We start from the raw sequence: 14275 nt of genomic DNA, 5'->3' as shown, positions 1-14275 counted from the left end.
GGCGCATGGCGGGCTTGAAAGCGGTCCACAGCAACCGCATCGTCATCATCGGTGCCGGGCTGGGGGCGCTCTATGCGGCGTTGACGCTGGCACCGCGCCCGGTGGTGATGATCTCTCCTGACCCGCTGGGGCGGGGGGCAAGTTCAGCTTGGGCGCAGGGCGGTGTGGCTGCCGCGATGGACGTCAGCGACAGCCCCGAGGCGCATGCCATTGATACCACCCGCGCCGGGGCAGGCACTGTGGATGCCGAGGTCGCCGCATTGGTCACCCGTGAGGCACGCGAGCATATCCTTGATCTCACCACGCTTGGCGCGCCTTTTGATCGGACCGAAGACGGCGGCTATGTGATGTCGCGCGAGGCGGCACATAGTTTTGCCCGCGTGGTGCGGGTCAAGGGCGATCAGGCCGGGGCCGAGATCATGCGCGCCCTCATCGAACGGGTGCGCGCGACGCCCTCGATCCAGGTGATAGAAGGGGTGCTGGCCGAGGGGCTGGAGGTCCGCGATGGCACTGTGACGGGCGTGCGGCTCATCTCTTCCGCGCCTGAAGCATCAGCTGCGGTGTTGCTGCGCGGCAGTGCGGTTTTGATGGCCGGGGGCGGCAGCGCCGGGCTTTATGCGATCACCACCAACCCGCCTCGCATCCGGGGGCAGGCGCTGGGCATGGCCGCCCGCGCCGGTGCCGCGATCGCCGATGCGGAATTCGTCCAATTCCACCCCACCGCGATGGATGTGGGCGAAGACCCGGCACCTTTGGCCACCGAGGCGCTGCGCGGTGAAGGCGCGATCCTTGTCAATGCCGCCGGTGCGCGGTTCATGCTGGACGAACATCCTGACGCGGAGCTTGCGCCGCGCGATGTGGTGGCGCGGGCGATCTTTGCGCAGTCGCAGGCGGGCAAGCGCCCGCTTCTGGACACGCGGGCTGCAATTGGCGCCGACATCATCACGCTGTTCCCGGCGGTCAGCAGTGCCTGCGCGCGCAATGGCATCGACCCGACGCAGGAGCCGATCCCGGTGGCCGCCGCCGCGCATTACCACATGGGCGGCATCGCCACCGATCTGGACGGGCGCAGCTCTTTGCCCGGCCTCTGGGCCTGTGGCGAATGTGCCTCGACGGGGTTGCATGGTGCCAATCGTCTGGCCTCCAATGGTCTCTTAGAGGCGCTGGTCTATGCCCGTCGCGCGGCGGAGGATATTGCACGAGCACAGGGTGCAACCCAAGAGGCCGCGCCGGTTCATCTTGAGTTGAAGCCCGGCGGCGAGGGCGCTGATCCCGCGCTTGTGGCATCCCTGCGCCAATGCATGACCCGCAATGTTGGTGTTGTGCGCAATGCGGATGGGCTGCGCACAGCGCTGCGCGAGATTGCGGCTCTTGCTGCCAAACAACCCAATTGCGAGAGCTTTCAAAACATCTGCACCGCCGCCACCATGATCGCTGCCGCCGCGTTGCTGCGCGAAGAAAGCCGTGGCGCGCATGAGCGGTCCGACTTCCCCGAAACCTTGCCCGCGCTCGCGCACCGCTCCCGCCTGACGTGGGATGCGGCGAAAACCTTGCGCGACAGCTTGCTTGAAGCGCCTTTACCCCACCCGGAGACCCCATGAGCTTTGCCACTCTGCCTGACCTGATCCTCGAGCCCCTGGTCAAATCCGCCCTGATGGAGGACCTCGGCTCTTATGGCGATGTGACCACCCGCGCGGTGATCCCGGACGATGTGACTTATTCCGCCCGCTTGCGCGCCCGCGAGGAGGCCGTGGTCTCTGGCATGCAGGTGGCGGCGCTGGCGTTCCGGCTGGTCGATGCAAACCTGCGGGTGAACACCCTCGTTGCAGATGGGGCCGCCTGTCAGCCCGGCGATGTGCTGATGGAGATCGAGGGTAAAGCAGCCTCGATCCTGATGGGCGAACGGGTGGCGCTGAACTTTGCGGGCCGCTTGACGGGGATTGCAACTCTGACAGCGGCGATGGTGGCTGAGACGCGCGGCACCGATGCGCGCATCACCTGCACCCGCAAGACAACGCCCGGCCTGCGCATGGTGGAAAAGCTCGCAGTGCTGCATGGCGGTGGCTTTAATCACCGCTATTCGCTCTCGGATGCGATCCTCATCAAGGACAACCATATCGCTGCTGCGGGCGGTATCCGCGCGGTGCTGGACGCCACCAAGGCGCATGCCAGCCATATGATGGCGGTGGAAATCGAAGTGGACACGCTGGATCAGCTGCGTGAGGTCCTGGAGGTCGGCGGTGCCTCTGTAGTGCTCTTGGACAATATGACGCCGGATCAGCTGCGCGAGGCAGTGCAGATCAACGCCGGGCGTCTGGCGCTGGAGGCCAGCGGCAACGTCAAACGCGACACGGTGACGGTAATTGCCGCGACTGGCGTGGATTATATCTCCTCGGGGGCGCTCACGCATTCGGCGCGCACAGTCGATTTGGGCTTGGATTTTTAAACGCTCAGCCCACAGCCCTTGCTGGATGATAATGCCTGAAGCACGGGGTCCGCGCGCAGCCGGTCGCGGGCGAAATCGATAAAGCTGCGTACCTTTGCCGGTGCGCGCCGCCCCTCTGCATGGACCAGATGGATTGGCATGCTGTCTGGCTCAAACTCCTCCAGCAGGCAGGCGAGATGTCCCGCCGCCACATCGCGTCCGGCCTGATAGGACAGCATCCGGCAGATGCCCCAGCCCGCGCGCGCAGCGTCCAGCCCGGCCGCAACGGTACTGACACAGAGCTGCGGCGTAATGCGCACCGTATCTTGTTGGTCGGTGCCAAACCTCCACTCTGTTGCGGAAGAGACCGCGTTGATCGCAACGATGCGATGCGCAGCAAGGTCTGCCGGAACCTCTGGCGTGCCGTATTTCTCCAGATAGGAGGGCGCGGCACAGACCACCCGGCGCACCGCGCCGACTTTGACCGCTGACAGCGTTGAGGAGGGCAGATGCCCGATCCGCAGGGCCACATCAAAGCCCTCTTCGACGATATTCACCACCCGGTCCAAGAGCACCAGTTCGGCCCGCATCTCCGGGTACTCATCCAGATAATCCAGCAGGATCGGCAGGATATAAATCCGCCCGAACTCGTTGGGGCAGGTCAGCCGCAATAGTCCCACCGGGGCGCTGGCCGCCCCGCGCGCCGCATCATCGGCGGCCTGCAAGGAGGTCAGGATATGGCGCACGTCGTCCAGATAGCGCCGTCCCACATCGGTCAGATGCAGGCGCCGGGTGGTGCGGGTGAAAAGCCGCGCGCCCAGTTGCGCCTCCAGGCCGTTGATCGCTCGCGTGGCCGATGGCGCACTCAGGCCCACCCGGCGGGCTCCGGCGGCAAAGCCCTCTTCCTCTGCCACGGCGACAAACACCTGCATGCTTTGAACGCGGTCCATGGATTTTGCCCTGATTGCTATCGAAATCTGAAATTATCTCTTTCTTTCATGCTGTATTATTTTACGCAACGGGGTGATTTATCTCTGTCACCAGAGGCGCCGACCACCGCGCCACAACTGGAGATCAAAATGACCCTCACGCCCCGCCCACCGCTGCCGCCCTTCACCCGTGAAAGTGCGATTGAGAAAGTGCGCCTTGCTGAGGACGGCTGGAACAGCCGGGACGCGGCCAAGGTGACGCTGGCCTATACGCCCAATAGCCGCTGGCGCAACCGTGCCGAATTTCCCGTGGGCCGGACCGAGATCGAGGCCTTCCTGACCCGCAAATGGGCGCGCGAGCTGGAATATCGGCTGATCAAGGAACTTTGGGCCTATGACGGCAACCGGATCGCGGTGCGCTACGCCTATGAATATCGCAACGACAGCGGCCATTGGTTCCGCGCCTATGGCAACGAAAACTGGCAGTTTGACGAGAACGGTCTGATGGAAGAACGCCATGCCTCCATCAACGAACACCCAATCACTGAAGCAGATCGCAAATTCCACTGGCCACTGGGCCGTCGCCCCGACGACCACGCGGGCCTGAGCGACCTCGGCCTATGACCTCTTGCAAGGAGACTACGATGAATCCCGATTTCCCCGCCAACGCCGCCCCGATCAAATTCTACCGCCACCCGCTCTCTGGTCACTGCCACCGGGTGGAGATGATGCTGTCGATCCTGGACCTGCCGTATGAGCTGATTGAGGTCGACCTGCTGAAAGGCGCGCATAAAGCGCCGGAGTTTCTTGAACTCAACCTGTTGGGTCAGGTGCCGGTGATCGACGACAACGGCACTCTGGTTGCGGATTCCAATGCGATCCTTGTCTATCTGGTGCAGGCCTATGGTGCGGGGACCAATTGGTTGCCGACCGCGCCCAAACCCGCCGCCGAGGTGCAGCGCTGGTTGTCGCTGACGGTGTCGCATGTGGCAACTGGCCCCTCACGCGCGCGGTGGCGGACATTGATCGGCGCGGGAAACACGCCCGAGACGGGTGCAGCCCGCGAGGCCAGCCATGCGTTCCTTGGTTTGATGGAGGGGATGATCGCGGGGCGGGACTTCCTTGTGGGCGACAGCCCCACGATCGCCGATGTCGCGGCCTACGCCTATATCGCCCATGCGCCCGAGGGGGGCGTGAGCCTTGCGGACTATCCTCTGGTGCGGGCGTGGATCGACCGGGTGCAGGGCATCAAGGGCTTTGTGCCGATGCAGGCCTCCCCCATTCCCGAAATCGCCTGAGGAGCGCCCGCATGTCCCGTGCAAACCATGTCTTTCACGCAGGTGAGCTGATCCTGCAACGCCGGGCGGGTGTGGCAGAGAGTTATCGAGAGCGGGTGGCCCATGCCATCCGTTCGGAAATGCCGCAACAGCACCGTGATTTCTTCGAGAGCCTGCCGGTGCTGTTCCTCGGCCTGCTGGATGCGCGCGGACAGGTTTGGGCGACGCCTGCCGTGGGCGAGGTCGGGTTCCTGCGTGCGCGCGATCCCCGGCGTCTTGCGGTGGGCGCGCGGCCGGTGCTGGGCGATACGCTCTGGCTCGATGTCCGGCCCGGTGCGAAAGTGGGGGTTGTTGGCATGGAGCTGTCCAGCCGTCGTCGCAACCGGATGAATGGCACCATCCGTGCAGTCAATAGCGAGGGGTTCGAGATCGCTGTGGACCTGAGCTTTGGCAATTGCCCGCAGTATATCCAGACGCGCGATCTGCTGTGGCCCGCCAATCCGCCCGCGCCGGTGGCGACCGCACTGCCCGATTGGGACGCGCTCAGCCGCGCCTTGGTGGCGCAGGCCGATACTTTCTTTATCGCCTCGCGCGCGGCGGAGATGTCGGACGATCCAGCCGATGGCATCGATGCCTCGCATCGCGGCGGGCGGCCCGGGTTTCTGACGATCAACGCCGATGGTTCGCTGTCGTTTCCGGATTTTTCGGGCAACCGCTTTTTCAACACGCTTGGCAATATCGAGGCCGACGGTCGCGTGGGGCTGTTTATCCCCGATTTCAGCAGCGGGGCCGGGATCTTTGTCACCGGTTTGGCCACGGTTGACTGGACCCCCGACCGTGTGGCGCGCTTTCAGGGTGCAGAGAGGATCGTGGACGTGCAGCCTGAGGAGATCTGGTATTGCGACCACGCGCTTCCGGGGCCTGCGCCACTGGTAAATGCGTGGCCGATGCTCGCGGAAACCGGGACCTGGTAGGCCGGGGCCTGCGGTGCGACTCAGATGGGCGCGGGCCATGCGGTCCGCGCCCAAAATATTGGCGGATACCGCAGATTCCCGGGCATGCCGCGCGTTGATCCAAAGCCGCGAGAGCGTGATTTTCGAGAGGGTTCGGAAAATTAAGGCGCAAATTCAGTATTTTACGATCTTCCTGCCAGGATAAGGCACGCCACCCATCTCGCGCGGCGTCACAGCTAATACTTTAAAAATAGAAATTTCAAGCTTGAAATTGTTGTGAAATACGCAGACCCTCTTCTCATCAATACTTGAGTTGGGGATGAGGATCAGATGCGCATAGCATGCTTGGGAGGGGGGCCTGCGGGCCTGTATTTCGCGATCTCGATGAAGCTGCGCGATCCCGGTCACGACGTCACCGTGATCGAGCGCAACCGTGCCGACGACACATTTGGCTGGGGTGTGGTGCTGTCGGATGAGACGCTCGACAATCTCGCCGCCAATGACGCCACAAGTGCGCAGTCGATCCGGGCGCATTTTGCCTATTGGGACGACGTGGCACTGCATTTCAAAGGCACGCGGCAGGTGTCCTCTGGCCACGGATTCTGCGGCATTGGACGCAAGCAACTGTTGATCCTGCTGCAAGAGCGCGCACGCGAATTGGGCGTCGATTTGCAGTTCGAGACCGAAGCAAAAAGTGCCGAGGACTATCGCAAGGACTACGATCTGGTTGTTGCGAGCGATGGGCTCAATTCCCGCACCCGCAGCCTCTATGCTGAGACGTTCAAACCTGATGTGGACACGCGCCTGTGTAACTTTGTCTGGCTGGGCACCCACCAGACCTTCAAGGATGCGTTCACCTTCATCTTTGAGGAAACCGAGCACGGCTGGGTCTGGGCGCATGCCTACCAGTTTGATGACGACACCGCGACCTTCATCGTGGAATGTACGCAAGCGACCTTTGATGCCTTTGGCTTTGGCTCCATGAGCCAGCAGGAGAGCATCAAGGTCTGCGAAGAGATCTTTAAGGATCATCTGGGCGGCCACGCACTGATGACCAATGCCAACCATATTCGCGGCTCGGCCTGGATTCGTTTCCCAAGGGTTCTGTGCGAAAAATGGAGCCATGAAAATGTGGTGCTGATGGGCGATGCGGCAGCAACGGCTCATTTCTCCATCGGGTCGGGGTCGAAACTGGCGCTGGAATCCGCGATCGCGCTGGCCGACCTGCTGCATGAAAAGCCCGATCTGCAAAGCGCCTTTGAAGACTACGAAGAACAGCGTCGCCTTGAGGTGCTGCGCCTGCAATCGGCGGCCCGCAACTCGATGGAGTGGTTCGAGCGGGTCGAACGCTATCTTGATCTTGACCCGGTGCAGCTGAATTACTCGATGCTGACCCGCAGCCAGCGCATCAGCCATGAAAACCTGCGCGAACGCGACAAGGACTGGCTTGAGAGTGCGGAACGCTGGTTTATGGATCAGGCCGGTGCGCCCAAGGACGCGCCGCTGCGCGCGCCGATGTTTGCGCCCTTCCGCCTGCGCGACATGGACCTCAAGAGCCGCATCGTGGTCTCGCCCATGGCGCAGTATAAGGCCGAGGATGGCTGCCCCACCGACTGGCATCTGGTGCACTACGGCGAACGCGCAAAAGGCGGTGCCGGGCTGGTCTACACGGAAATGACCTGTGTGTCGCCAGAGGGCCGGATCACCCCGGGCTGTCCGGGGTTATATGCGCCAGAACATGAGGCCGCATGGTCCCGCATTGCGGATTTCGTACATACGCAAACGGATGCCAAGATCTGCTGCCAGATCGGTCATTCGGGGCGCAAAGGCTCCACCCAGCTCGGTTGGGACGAGATGGACGCGCCGCTGCCAGAGGGCAATTGGGATATCGTCAGCGCCTCTGCGATCCCATGGTCGGGCCAGAACGCCACCCCGCGCGAAATCACCCGCGCCGAGATGGACGAGGTGCGCGATCAATTCGTGAGCGCGGCTGAGATGGCGGATCGTGCGGGGTTCGACATGATCGAGCTGCACGCGGCCCATGGCTATCTGATCTCTTCGTTCCTGTCGCCGGTCTCCAACCAGCGCGGCGATGAATACGGCGGCAGTCTTGAAAACCGTCTGCGCTACCCGCTGGAGGTCTTTGCCGCCATGCGCGCGGTCTGGCCCGAGGGCAAACCGATGTCGGTACGCATCTCGGCCAATGACTGGGTGGGCGAGGATGGCGTCACCCCGGACGAGGCGGTCAAGATCGCCCGTGCCTTTTGGGAGGCGGGGGCGGATCTGATCGACGTGTCTGCCGGTCAGACCACCATCGATGCCAAACCCGTTTATGGCCGCATGTTCCAGACGCCCTTCTCGGACCAGATCCGCAATGAGGCCGGGATCTGCACCATGGCGGTGGGCAATATCTTTGAGGCCGATCACGCCAACTCGATCCTGATGGCAGGCCGGGCGGATCTGGTGGCCGTGGGTCGCCCGCATCTGGCCGATCCCTATTGGACCCTGCGTGAGGGCACCAAGATTGGCGACCGCGCCGCGCCTGACTGGCCGCTGCCCTATCACGCGGGCCGTGATCAAAGCTGGCGGCTGGCGGACAAAGAAGCGGAGAGCTTGCGCGCATGAGCAGAGATCTGAACCAAGAACACGTCCTGATTACCGGCGGTGGCACGGGGGTGGGGGCGGCCTGCGCGCAGGCCTTTGCCGCTGCGGGGGCCACGGTTACTCTGATGGGGCGCACAGAGAAAACCCTTGTTGAGCAGGGGCTTCCCTATGAGGTCTGCGATGTGACCGACGCGGCGAGCGTCACATCCGCAGTGGCGCGCGCGGCGGCTGCGCGCGGGCCGGTGAGCGTGGCACTTGCCAATGCGGGTGCCGCCGAAAGCGTGCCTTTCGCCAAGATGCCGCCAGAGATGCTGAATGCCATGATGGCGGTGAACCTCAACGGCGTGGTGAACCTCTGGCAGGCGGTGCTGCCGGGCATGAAGGAAGCAGGACACGGGCGCATGATCGCGGTGGCCTCGACCGCCGGGCTTAAAGGCTACCCCTATGTTAGCGCCTATTGCGCGGCAAAACACGCGGTGGTCGGTCTGACCCGTGGTCTGGCCAAGGAACTGGCCCGTACCGGCATTACCGTGAATGCAATCTGTCCGGGGTTTGTGGAAACGCCGATGCTTCAACGCAGTATCGATAATATCCGCGCCAAGACGGGCATGAGTGCCGAGGACGCTGCGGGTGCGCTCAAGGCGGACAATCCGCAAGGGCGTTTTGTGCAGCCGGAAGAAGTGGCCGATGCGGCGCTGTGGTTGGCGTCGAGCGGCGCTGCCTCGGTCAACGGCCATGCCTTGGCCCTGACAGGGGGCGAAATATGAGCAGCGCCAAACCGGAAACCTTGCCCGCAGAGGCCTCCTCGAAGGCCCGTCTGCGCCTCTGGCTGAAACTCTTGAAGACCTCTGGCAGCATCGAGGCAGAGCTGCGCCGCCGCTTGCGGGATCGCCACAATACCACGCTGCCGCGTTTTGATGTGATGTCGGCGCTGTCGCGCAATCCCGAAGGCCTCAAGATGAGCCAGCTGTCGCAGTTTCTGCGCGTCTCAAACGGCAATGTAACAGGCATCGTGGATCGGCTGACCGACGATGGCCTTGCGCTGCGGGTTGCGGTGCCCGGAGATCGCCGCGCGCAGGTGGCGCGACTGACCCCTGCGGGTGAGGCAGAGTTTGCCCGGCTTGCCGCCGAGCATGAGGCCTGGATCGACGAGATGATGGCCGGCCTCGGCGCCGATGACATCCATGAGATGAGCGCGCTGCTGGACCATATCCAGCCCGCGACCTCCAGTGAGACTTCCAAGGATACCCCGACATGAGCCTGCATGAGACCACGCATTTCAACTGCACCATCGAGGGCGGCATTGCCCGCATCTCGCTCAATCGGCCAGAGCGTAAAAACCCGCTGACTTTTGACAGCTACGCCGAGCTGCGCGACTGGTTCCGGGCGCTGCCCTACTCGGACGAGGTGCATGCGGTGGTGATTGTGCCCAATGGCGGCAATTTCTCCTCTGGCGGCGATGTGCATGACATCATTGGCCCGCTTACCAAGATGAACATGAAGGAGCTTTTGGCCTTCACCCGCATGACCGGGGATCTGGTGAAGGCGATGCTCAATTGCACCAAGCCGGTGATTGCGGCGGTGGATGGTATCTGCGCCGGGGCCGGTGCGATCATGGCGATGGCCAGCGATCTGCGCATTGCCGCCCCTGAGGCCAAAGTGGCCTTTCTGTTCAACCGTGTGGGGCTGGCGGGCTGTGACATGGGGGCCTGCGCCATGCTGCCGCGCATCATCGGACAGGGCCGCGCGGCGGAGCTGCTCTATATGGGCCGGTCGCTGGGCGCAGAGGAAGGCGAACGCTGGGGGTTTTTCAACCGCGTGGTGGCGGGCGACGCGCTGGAGGCGGAAGCCATGAAGATGGCGGAGCGTATCGTGCAGGGGCCGACGTTTGCCAATGGCATGACCAAGACCATGCTGGCGCAGGAATGGTCCATGAGCCTTGAACAGGCGATCGAGGCCGAGGCGCAGGCGCAGGCGATCTGCATGCAGGGCAATGATTTCCGCCGTGCCTATGAGGCCTTTGTCGCCAAAGAGCGGCCAGTGTTTGAAGGCGACTGAGAGCGCCGTGTTTCGCCTTCGGCGAGGATATTTAACAAGAAGATGAAAACAACGGGGAAGATAACGTGGCGGACCAGAGTTTTCTGAATTGGCCCTTTTTTGACCACGAGCACCGCGACTGGGCGGCGCAGGTTGAGGCCGTGGCCTCCGGGCTGGCGATCGATCACAGTGACACCGATGCAGCCTGTCGCAAGCTGGTGGCCGATCTTGGCGCGGCAGGTGTTTTGCGGCCCACGGGCGAGGGAGAGGGCGGCGAGAGCCTTGATGTGCGCAAGCTGTGTCTGTCGCGTGAGATCCTTGCGCGCCACGACGGGCTGGCGGATTTTGCCTTTGCCATGCAGGGGCTTGGCACCGGGGCGATCTCGCTGTTCGGGACTGATGCGCAGAAGGCGGCGTGGCTGCCCAAAACCCGCAGCGGTGCGGCGATCGCCGCCTTTGCGCTGACGGAGCCGCAATCGGGGTCGGATGTGGCAAACTCCACCATGACGGCGGTGCGCGATGGCGATGACTATGTTTTGCATGGTGAAAAGACCTGGATCTCCAATGGTGGGATTGCCGATGTCTACACGCTGTTTGCCCGCACCGGAGAGGCGCCGGGCGCCAAGGGGCTCTCGGCCTTTATCGTGACGCCGGATCTGGACGGATTTGAGGTGGTGGAGCGGCTGGAGACCATCGCGCCGCATCCGCTGGCAACCTTGCGGTTTACCGATGTCCGTGTCCCCGCAAGCGCCATGATCGGCGCGCCGGGGCAGGGGTTTCGTATCGCCATGTCGGTGCTGGATGTGTTCCGCTCCACTGTGGCGGCGGCGGCGCTGGGCTTTGCGCGTCGCGCATTGGACGAGGCCTTGCGGCGTGTCACAGAGCGTCATGTGCAGGGTGCGCCGCTCTTTGATTTGCAGATGGTGCAGGGGCATATCGCCGATATGGCGCTGGATGTCGATGCGGCGGCCCTATTGGTCTACCGCGCGGCTTGGACCAAGGACAGCGGTGCGGCGCGGGTCACGCGCGAGGCGGCGATGGCCAAGCTGTTCTCAACCGAGGCGGCGCAGGTTGTGATCGATAAGGCGGTGCAGCTCTTTGGCGGCGAGGGCGTGCGCTCCGGTGCGATGGTCGAAAAACTCTATCGCGAAATCAGAGCCTTGCGGATTTATGAAGGGGCCAGTGACGTGCAGCGCGTGGTGATCGCGCGGCAAGCCATGATGGCAATGGAGGGCAAGTCATGAAACTGGGCGCAACCGCACATACCGACACATTCACCCGCGACGCGCTGCCGCCACTGGAACAATGGCCGGATTTCCTGCTGGATGGGTTTGACTACCCGGATCATCTGAACGCGGGCGTGGAACTGACGGACGCCATGGTGGAGCGGGGCTTTGGCGACCGTACTGCCCTGATCGGCAACGGGCGGCAGCGCACCTACAAGGAGCTTGCCGACTGGACCAACCGGCTGGCGCATGCGCTGGTGGAGGATCTGGGCGTCAAACCGGGCAACCGCATCCTGATCCGGTCCGCCAATAATCCGGCGATGGTGGCTTGCTGGCTGGCCGCCACCAAGGCGGGCGCGGTTGTGGTCAACACCATGCCGATGTTGCGCGCCGCGGAACTGAAGAAATACGTCGATAAGGCACAGATCCAGTTTGCGCTCTGCGATACCCGGTTGATGGAGGAGATGGAGACCTGCGCGGCAGAGTGTGACGTGCTTGAGCGAGTTGTAGGCTTTGACGGGACCTCCAACCACGACGCCGAACTCGACAGGCTGGCGCTGGAAAAACCGGTTCGTTTTGAGGCGGTGCAGACCGGGCGCGATGATGTGGCGCTTTTGGGGTTTACCTCCGGGTCGACCGGAGAGCCCAAGGCGACCATGCATTTCCACCGCGATCTATTGATCATTGCCGACGGCTATGCCCGCGATGTGCTCAATGTGGTGCCTGAGGATATTTTTGTTGGGTCACCGCCACTTGCCTTTACCTTCGGGCTTGGCGGGCTGGCGATCTTCCCGCTACGGTTCGGGGCAACCGCGACGCTTTTGGAACAGGCCACCCCGCCCAATATGATCGAGATCATCGAGAAATACCGCGCGACCGTGTGCTTTACCGCGCCGACCGCCTATCGGGTGATGCTTGCCGCAATGGAAGAGGGGGCGGATCTCAGCAGCCTGCGTGCTGCCGTCTCCGCCGGGGAGACCCTGCCCAAACCCGTCTATGACGATTGGATCGCCAAGACCGGCAAGCCGATGCTCGATGGGATCGGGGCGACCGAGATGTTGCATATCTTTATCTCCAACCGCTTTGACGACCACCGCCCGGCCTGTACCGGCAAACCCGTGGGGGGCTATGAGGCCAAGGTGGTCGATGACGACGGCAACACTGTGCCTGATGGCGAGGTTGGCCGCCTTGCGGTGCGCGGGCCGACCGGGTGCCGCTATCTGAACGACGACCGTCAGGCCGGGTATGTTACCGATGGCTGGAACATCACCGGCGACAGTTTTATCCGCGACGCGGATGGCTATTTCCACTTTGCCGCGCGCAACGACGATATGATCGTCTCGGCTGGCTACAATATTGCAGGCCCCGAGGTGGAGGCGGCGCTCTTGGCGCATGACGCCGTGTCTGAATGCGCGGTGATCGGTGCCCCGGACGCGGAACGAGGCCATATCGTCGAGGCTCATATCGTTTTGAACGCAGGCGTTGTTGGCGACGCCGCGTTGACCAGGGCGCTTCAGGACCACGTGAAGGCAACAATCGCGCCCTACAAGTACCCCCGAAGCATTGTCTTTGCCCAAAGTCTGCCAAAGACGCAGACAGGCAAGATCCAACGTTTTAGGCTTCGGTCATAAGCCAACACACCAACCAGAACAGGGAGTTCGACAATGAAGAAATTTCTGATGGCCTCAGCGGCCACAGCGCTCATGAGCAGCGTCGCAATGGCAGAGGTCAAGGTGGGCATGATCACCACGCTTTCGGGCGGCGGTGCGAGTCTTGGCATCGACACCCGCGACGGGTTCATGCTGGCGATGGAAAACGCCAACCGTGATGATGTCGAGGTGGTCATCGAGGACGATCAGCGCAAGCCCGACATCGCGGTGCAGCTTGCCGACAAGATGATCCAATCAGAAAAGGTCGACGTGCTGACCGGGATCGTCTGGTCGAACCTCGCCATGGCCGTGGTGCCTGCGGCCACCGCGCAGGGATTGTTCTACCTTTCGACCAACGCCGCCCCGGCTCAACTGGCGGGCAAGGGCTGCAACGCCAACTATTTCTCCGTGTCGTATCAGAACGATAACCTGCACGAAGGCGCGGGCGCTTATGCGGCGCAGGAAGGGTTCAAGAACACCTTCATCATGGCGCCGAACTATCCGGCCGGCCACGACAGCCTCACCGGGTTCAAGCGGTTCTACGAGGGCGATCTGGCGGGTGAGGTCTATACCAAGCTGGGGCAGACGGATTACGCGGCCGAAATCGCGCAGATCCGCGCGTCTGGCGCCGACAGCGTGTTCTTCTTCCTGCCCGGCGGCATGGGGATTTCTTTCCTGAAGCAATATGCCGACAGCGGCGTCGATCTGCCCGTGGTCGGCCCGGCCTTCAGCTTTGATCAGGGTATCCTGCAAGCGGTGGGCGAGGCGGCTGTGGGGGTCAAGAACTCCTCCACATGGTCCAAGGATCTGGACAATGAGGCCAACGCGGCTTTTGTTGCGGCCTTCCAGCAGAAGTACGACCGCCTGCCGTCGATCTACGCGGCGCAGGGTTATGACACTGCGAACCTGCTGTTGTCGGCCATCGACAAGGCGGATGTGAATGATGACGCAGCTTTTGCTGCGGCCCTGAAGGAGGCGGATTTTGCCTCTGTGCGGGGAGAGTTCTCCTTTGCCGCCAACAATCACCCGATCCAGAACGTTTATGTGCGTGAGGTCATCAAGGAAGGTGACGTCTTTACCAACAAGATCGTCGGCACCGCTCTTGAGGATCATGCAAACGCCTATGTGGACGCGTGCAAGATGTAAGTGAGGCGCGCCCGGCCCGCAGGACCTGC

The 14275-nt window shown here is 62.8% G+C and carries 13 protein-coding genes; 12 read left to right on the top strand and 1 reads right to left on the bottom strand.

Annotated features, from left to right (window positions below; genetic code table 11):
* Positions 1-5 precede the first annotated feature (5 nt).
* Both MHM88_RS09045 and nadC read left to right on the top strand, forming a co-directional pair.
* On the top strand, positions 6-1601 hold the full coding sequence (locus MHM88_RS09045; protein ID WP_239363306.1) for an L-aspartate oxidase: 1596 nt from the start codon (positions 6-8) through the stop codon (positions 1599-1601).
* On the top strand, positions 1598-2446 hold the full coding sequence (gene nadC / locus MHM88_RS09040; RefSeq protein ID WP_239363305.1) for a carboxylating nicotinate-nucleotide diphosphorylase: 849 nt from the start codon (positions 1598-1600) through the stop codon (positions 2444-2446). The genes MHM88_RS09045 and nadC overlap by 4 nt, the downstream gene beginning before the upstream one ends.
* Here the strand turns inward: nadC and MHM88_RS09035 are convergent.
* The gene (locus tag MHM88_RS09035) at positions 2443-3375 is read right to left on the bottom strand and encodes a LysR family transcriptional regulator (RefSeq protein ID WP_239363301.1); all 933 of its coding nucleotides are present in this window, start codon (positions 3373-3375) and stop codon (positions 2443-2445) included. The genes nadC and MHM88_RS09035 overlap by 4 nt on opposite strands.
* Positions 3376-3504: 129 nt before the next feature.
* On the opposite strand from MHM88_RS09035, the gene MHM88_RS09030 reads away from it, so the two are divergent.
* The 10 genes from MHM88_RS09030 (at position 3505) to MHM88_RS08985 (ending at position 14246) form a co-directional block, all read left to right on the top strand.
* On the top strand, positions 3505-3978 hold the full coding sequence (locus MHM88_RS09030) for a nuclear transport factor 2 family protein (RefSeq protein ID WP_239363298.1): 474 nt from the start codon (positions 3505-3507) through the stop codon (positions 3976-3978).
* Between the two features lie 20 nt (positions 3979-3998).
* Positions 3999-4652 carry a glutathione S-transferase family protein gene (locus MHM88_RS09025; RefSeq protein WP_239363296.1) on the top strand — a complete coding sequence of 218 codons (654 nt, stop codon included), beginning with the start codon at positions 3999-4001 and terminating at the stop codon, positions 4650-4652.
* 11 nt (positions 4653-4663) lie between these two features.
* On the top strand, positions 4664-5605 hold the full coding sequence (locus tag MHM88_RS09020) for a pyridoxamine 5'-phosphate oxidase family protein (RefSeq protein ID WP_239363294.1): 942 nt from the start codon (positions 4664-4666) through the stop codon (positions 5603-5605).
* A gap of 309 nt (positions 5606-5914) precedes the next feature.
* On the top strand, positions 5915-8209 hold the full coding sequence (locus MHM88_RS09015) for a bifunctional salicylyl-CoA 5-hydroxylase/oxidoreductase (protein WP_239363293.1): 2295 nt from the start codon (positions 5915-5917) through the stop codon (positions 8207-8209).
* A complete protein-coding gene (locus tag MHM88_RS09010; protein WP_239363292.1) occupies positions 8206-8955 on the top strand; it encodes an SDR family NAD(P)-dependent oxidoreductase in 750 nt (249 codons plus the stop codon). Before MHM88_RS09015 ends, MHM88_RS09010 begins: the two co-directional genes overlap by 4 nt.
* Entirely contained in the window at positions 8952-9446 is a 495-nt protein-coding gene (locus MHM88_RS09005; protein ID WP_239363291.1) for a MarR family winged helix-turn-helix transcriptional regulator, read from the top strand. Before MHM88_RS09010 ends, MHM88_RS09005 begins: the two co-directional genes overlap by 4 nt.
* The gene (locus tag MHM88_RS09000; protein WP_239363287.1) at positions 9443-10246 is read left to right on the top strand and encodes an enoyl-CoA hydratase family protein; all 804 of its coding nucleotides are present in this window, start codon (positions 9443-9445) and stop codon (positions 10244-10246) included. The genes MHM88_RS09005 and MHM88_RS09000 overlap by 4 nt, the downstream gene beginning before the upstream one ends.
* 65 nt (positions 10247-10311) lie before the next feature.
* The gene (locus MHM88_RS08995) at positions 10312-11469 is read left to right on the top strand and encodes an acyl-CoA dehydrogenase family protein (protein WP_239363282.1); all 1158 of its coding nucleotides are present in this window, start codon (positions 10312-10314) and stop codon (positions 11467-11469) included.
* Complete coding sequence (locus tag MHM88_RS08990; RefSeq protein ID WP_239363280.1) at positions 11466-13082, top strand: benzoate-CoA ligase family protein; 1617 nt, start codon at positions 11466-11468, stop codon at positions 13080-13082. The genes MHM88_RS08995 and MHM88_RS08990 overlap by 4 nt, the downstream gene beginning before the upstream one ends.
* A 33-nt stretch (positions 13083-13115) precedes the next feature.
* Complete coding sequence (locus MHM88_RS08985) at positions 13116-14246, top strand: ABC transporter substrate-binding protein (RefSeq protein ID WP_239363277.1); 1131 nt, start codon at positions 13116-13118, stop codon at positions 14244-14246.
* Positions 14247-14275: the final 29 nt, after the last annotated feature.

Source organism: Epibacterium sp. MM17-32, from assembly GCF_022348205.1.
Lineage (GTDB): Bacteria > Pseudomonadota > Alphaproteobacteria > Rhodobacterales > Rhodobacteraceae > Epibacterium.
Note: the sequence above shows the minus strand (reverse complement) of the source record. Positions and strands in the feature narration are given on the sequence as shown.

Excerpts from the sequence above, each read along its gene's own strand:
- MHM88_RS09045 (WP_239363306.1), top strand. The coding sequence starts at position 6 with ATGGCGGGCTTGAAAGCGGTCCACAGCAACCGCATCGTCATCATCGGT.
- nadC (WP_239363305.1), top strand. The coding sequence starts at position 1,598 with ATGAGCTTTGCCACTCTGCCTGACCTGATCCTCGAGCCCCTGGTCAAA.
- MHM88_RS09035 (WP_239363301.1), bottom strand. The coding sequence starts at position 3,375 with ATGGACCGCGTTCAAAGCATGCAGGTGTTTGTCGCCGTGGCAGAGGAA.
- MHM88_RS09030 (WP_239363298.1), top strand. The coding sequence starts at position 3,505 with ATGACCCTCACGCCCCGCCCACCGCTGCCGCCCTTCACCCGTGAAAGT.
- MHM88_RS09025 (WP_239363296.1), top strand. The coding sequence starts at position 3,999 with ATGAATCCCGATTTCCCCGCCAACGCCGCCCCGATCAAATTCTACCGC.
- MHM88_RS09020 (WP_239363294.1), top strand. The coding sequence starts at position 4,664 with ATGTCCCGTGCAAACCATGTCTTTCACGCAGGTGAGCTGATCCTGCAA.
- MHM88_RS09015 (WP_239363293.1), top strand. The coding sequence starts at position 5,915 with ATGCGCATAGCATGCTTGGGAGGGGGGCCTGCGGGCCTGTATTTCGCG.
- MHM88_RS09010 (WP_239363292.1), top strand. The coding sequence starts at position 8,206 with ATGAGCAGAGATCTGAACCAAGAACACGTCCTGATTACCGGCGGTGGC.
- MHM88_RS09005 (WP_239363291.1), top strand. The coding sequence starts at position 8,952 with ATGAGCAGCGCCAAACCGGAAACCTTGCCCGCAGAGGCCTCCTCGAAG.
- MHM88_RS09000 (WP_239363287.1), top strand. The coding sequence starts at position 9,443 with ATGAGCCTGCATGAGACCACGCATTTCAACTGCACCATCGAGGGCGGC.
- MHM88_RS08990 (WP_239363280.1), top strand. The coding sequence starts at position 11,466 with ATGAAACTGGGCGCAACCGCACATACCGACACATTCACCCGCGACGCG.
- MHM88_RS08985 (WP_239363277.1), top strand. The coding sequence starts at position 13,116 with ATGAAGAAATTTCTGATGGCCTCAGCGGCCACAGCGCTCATGAGCAGC.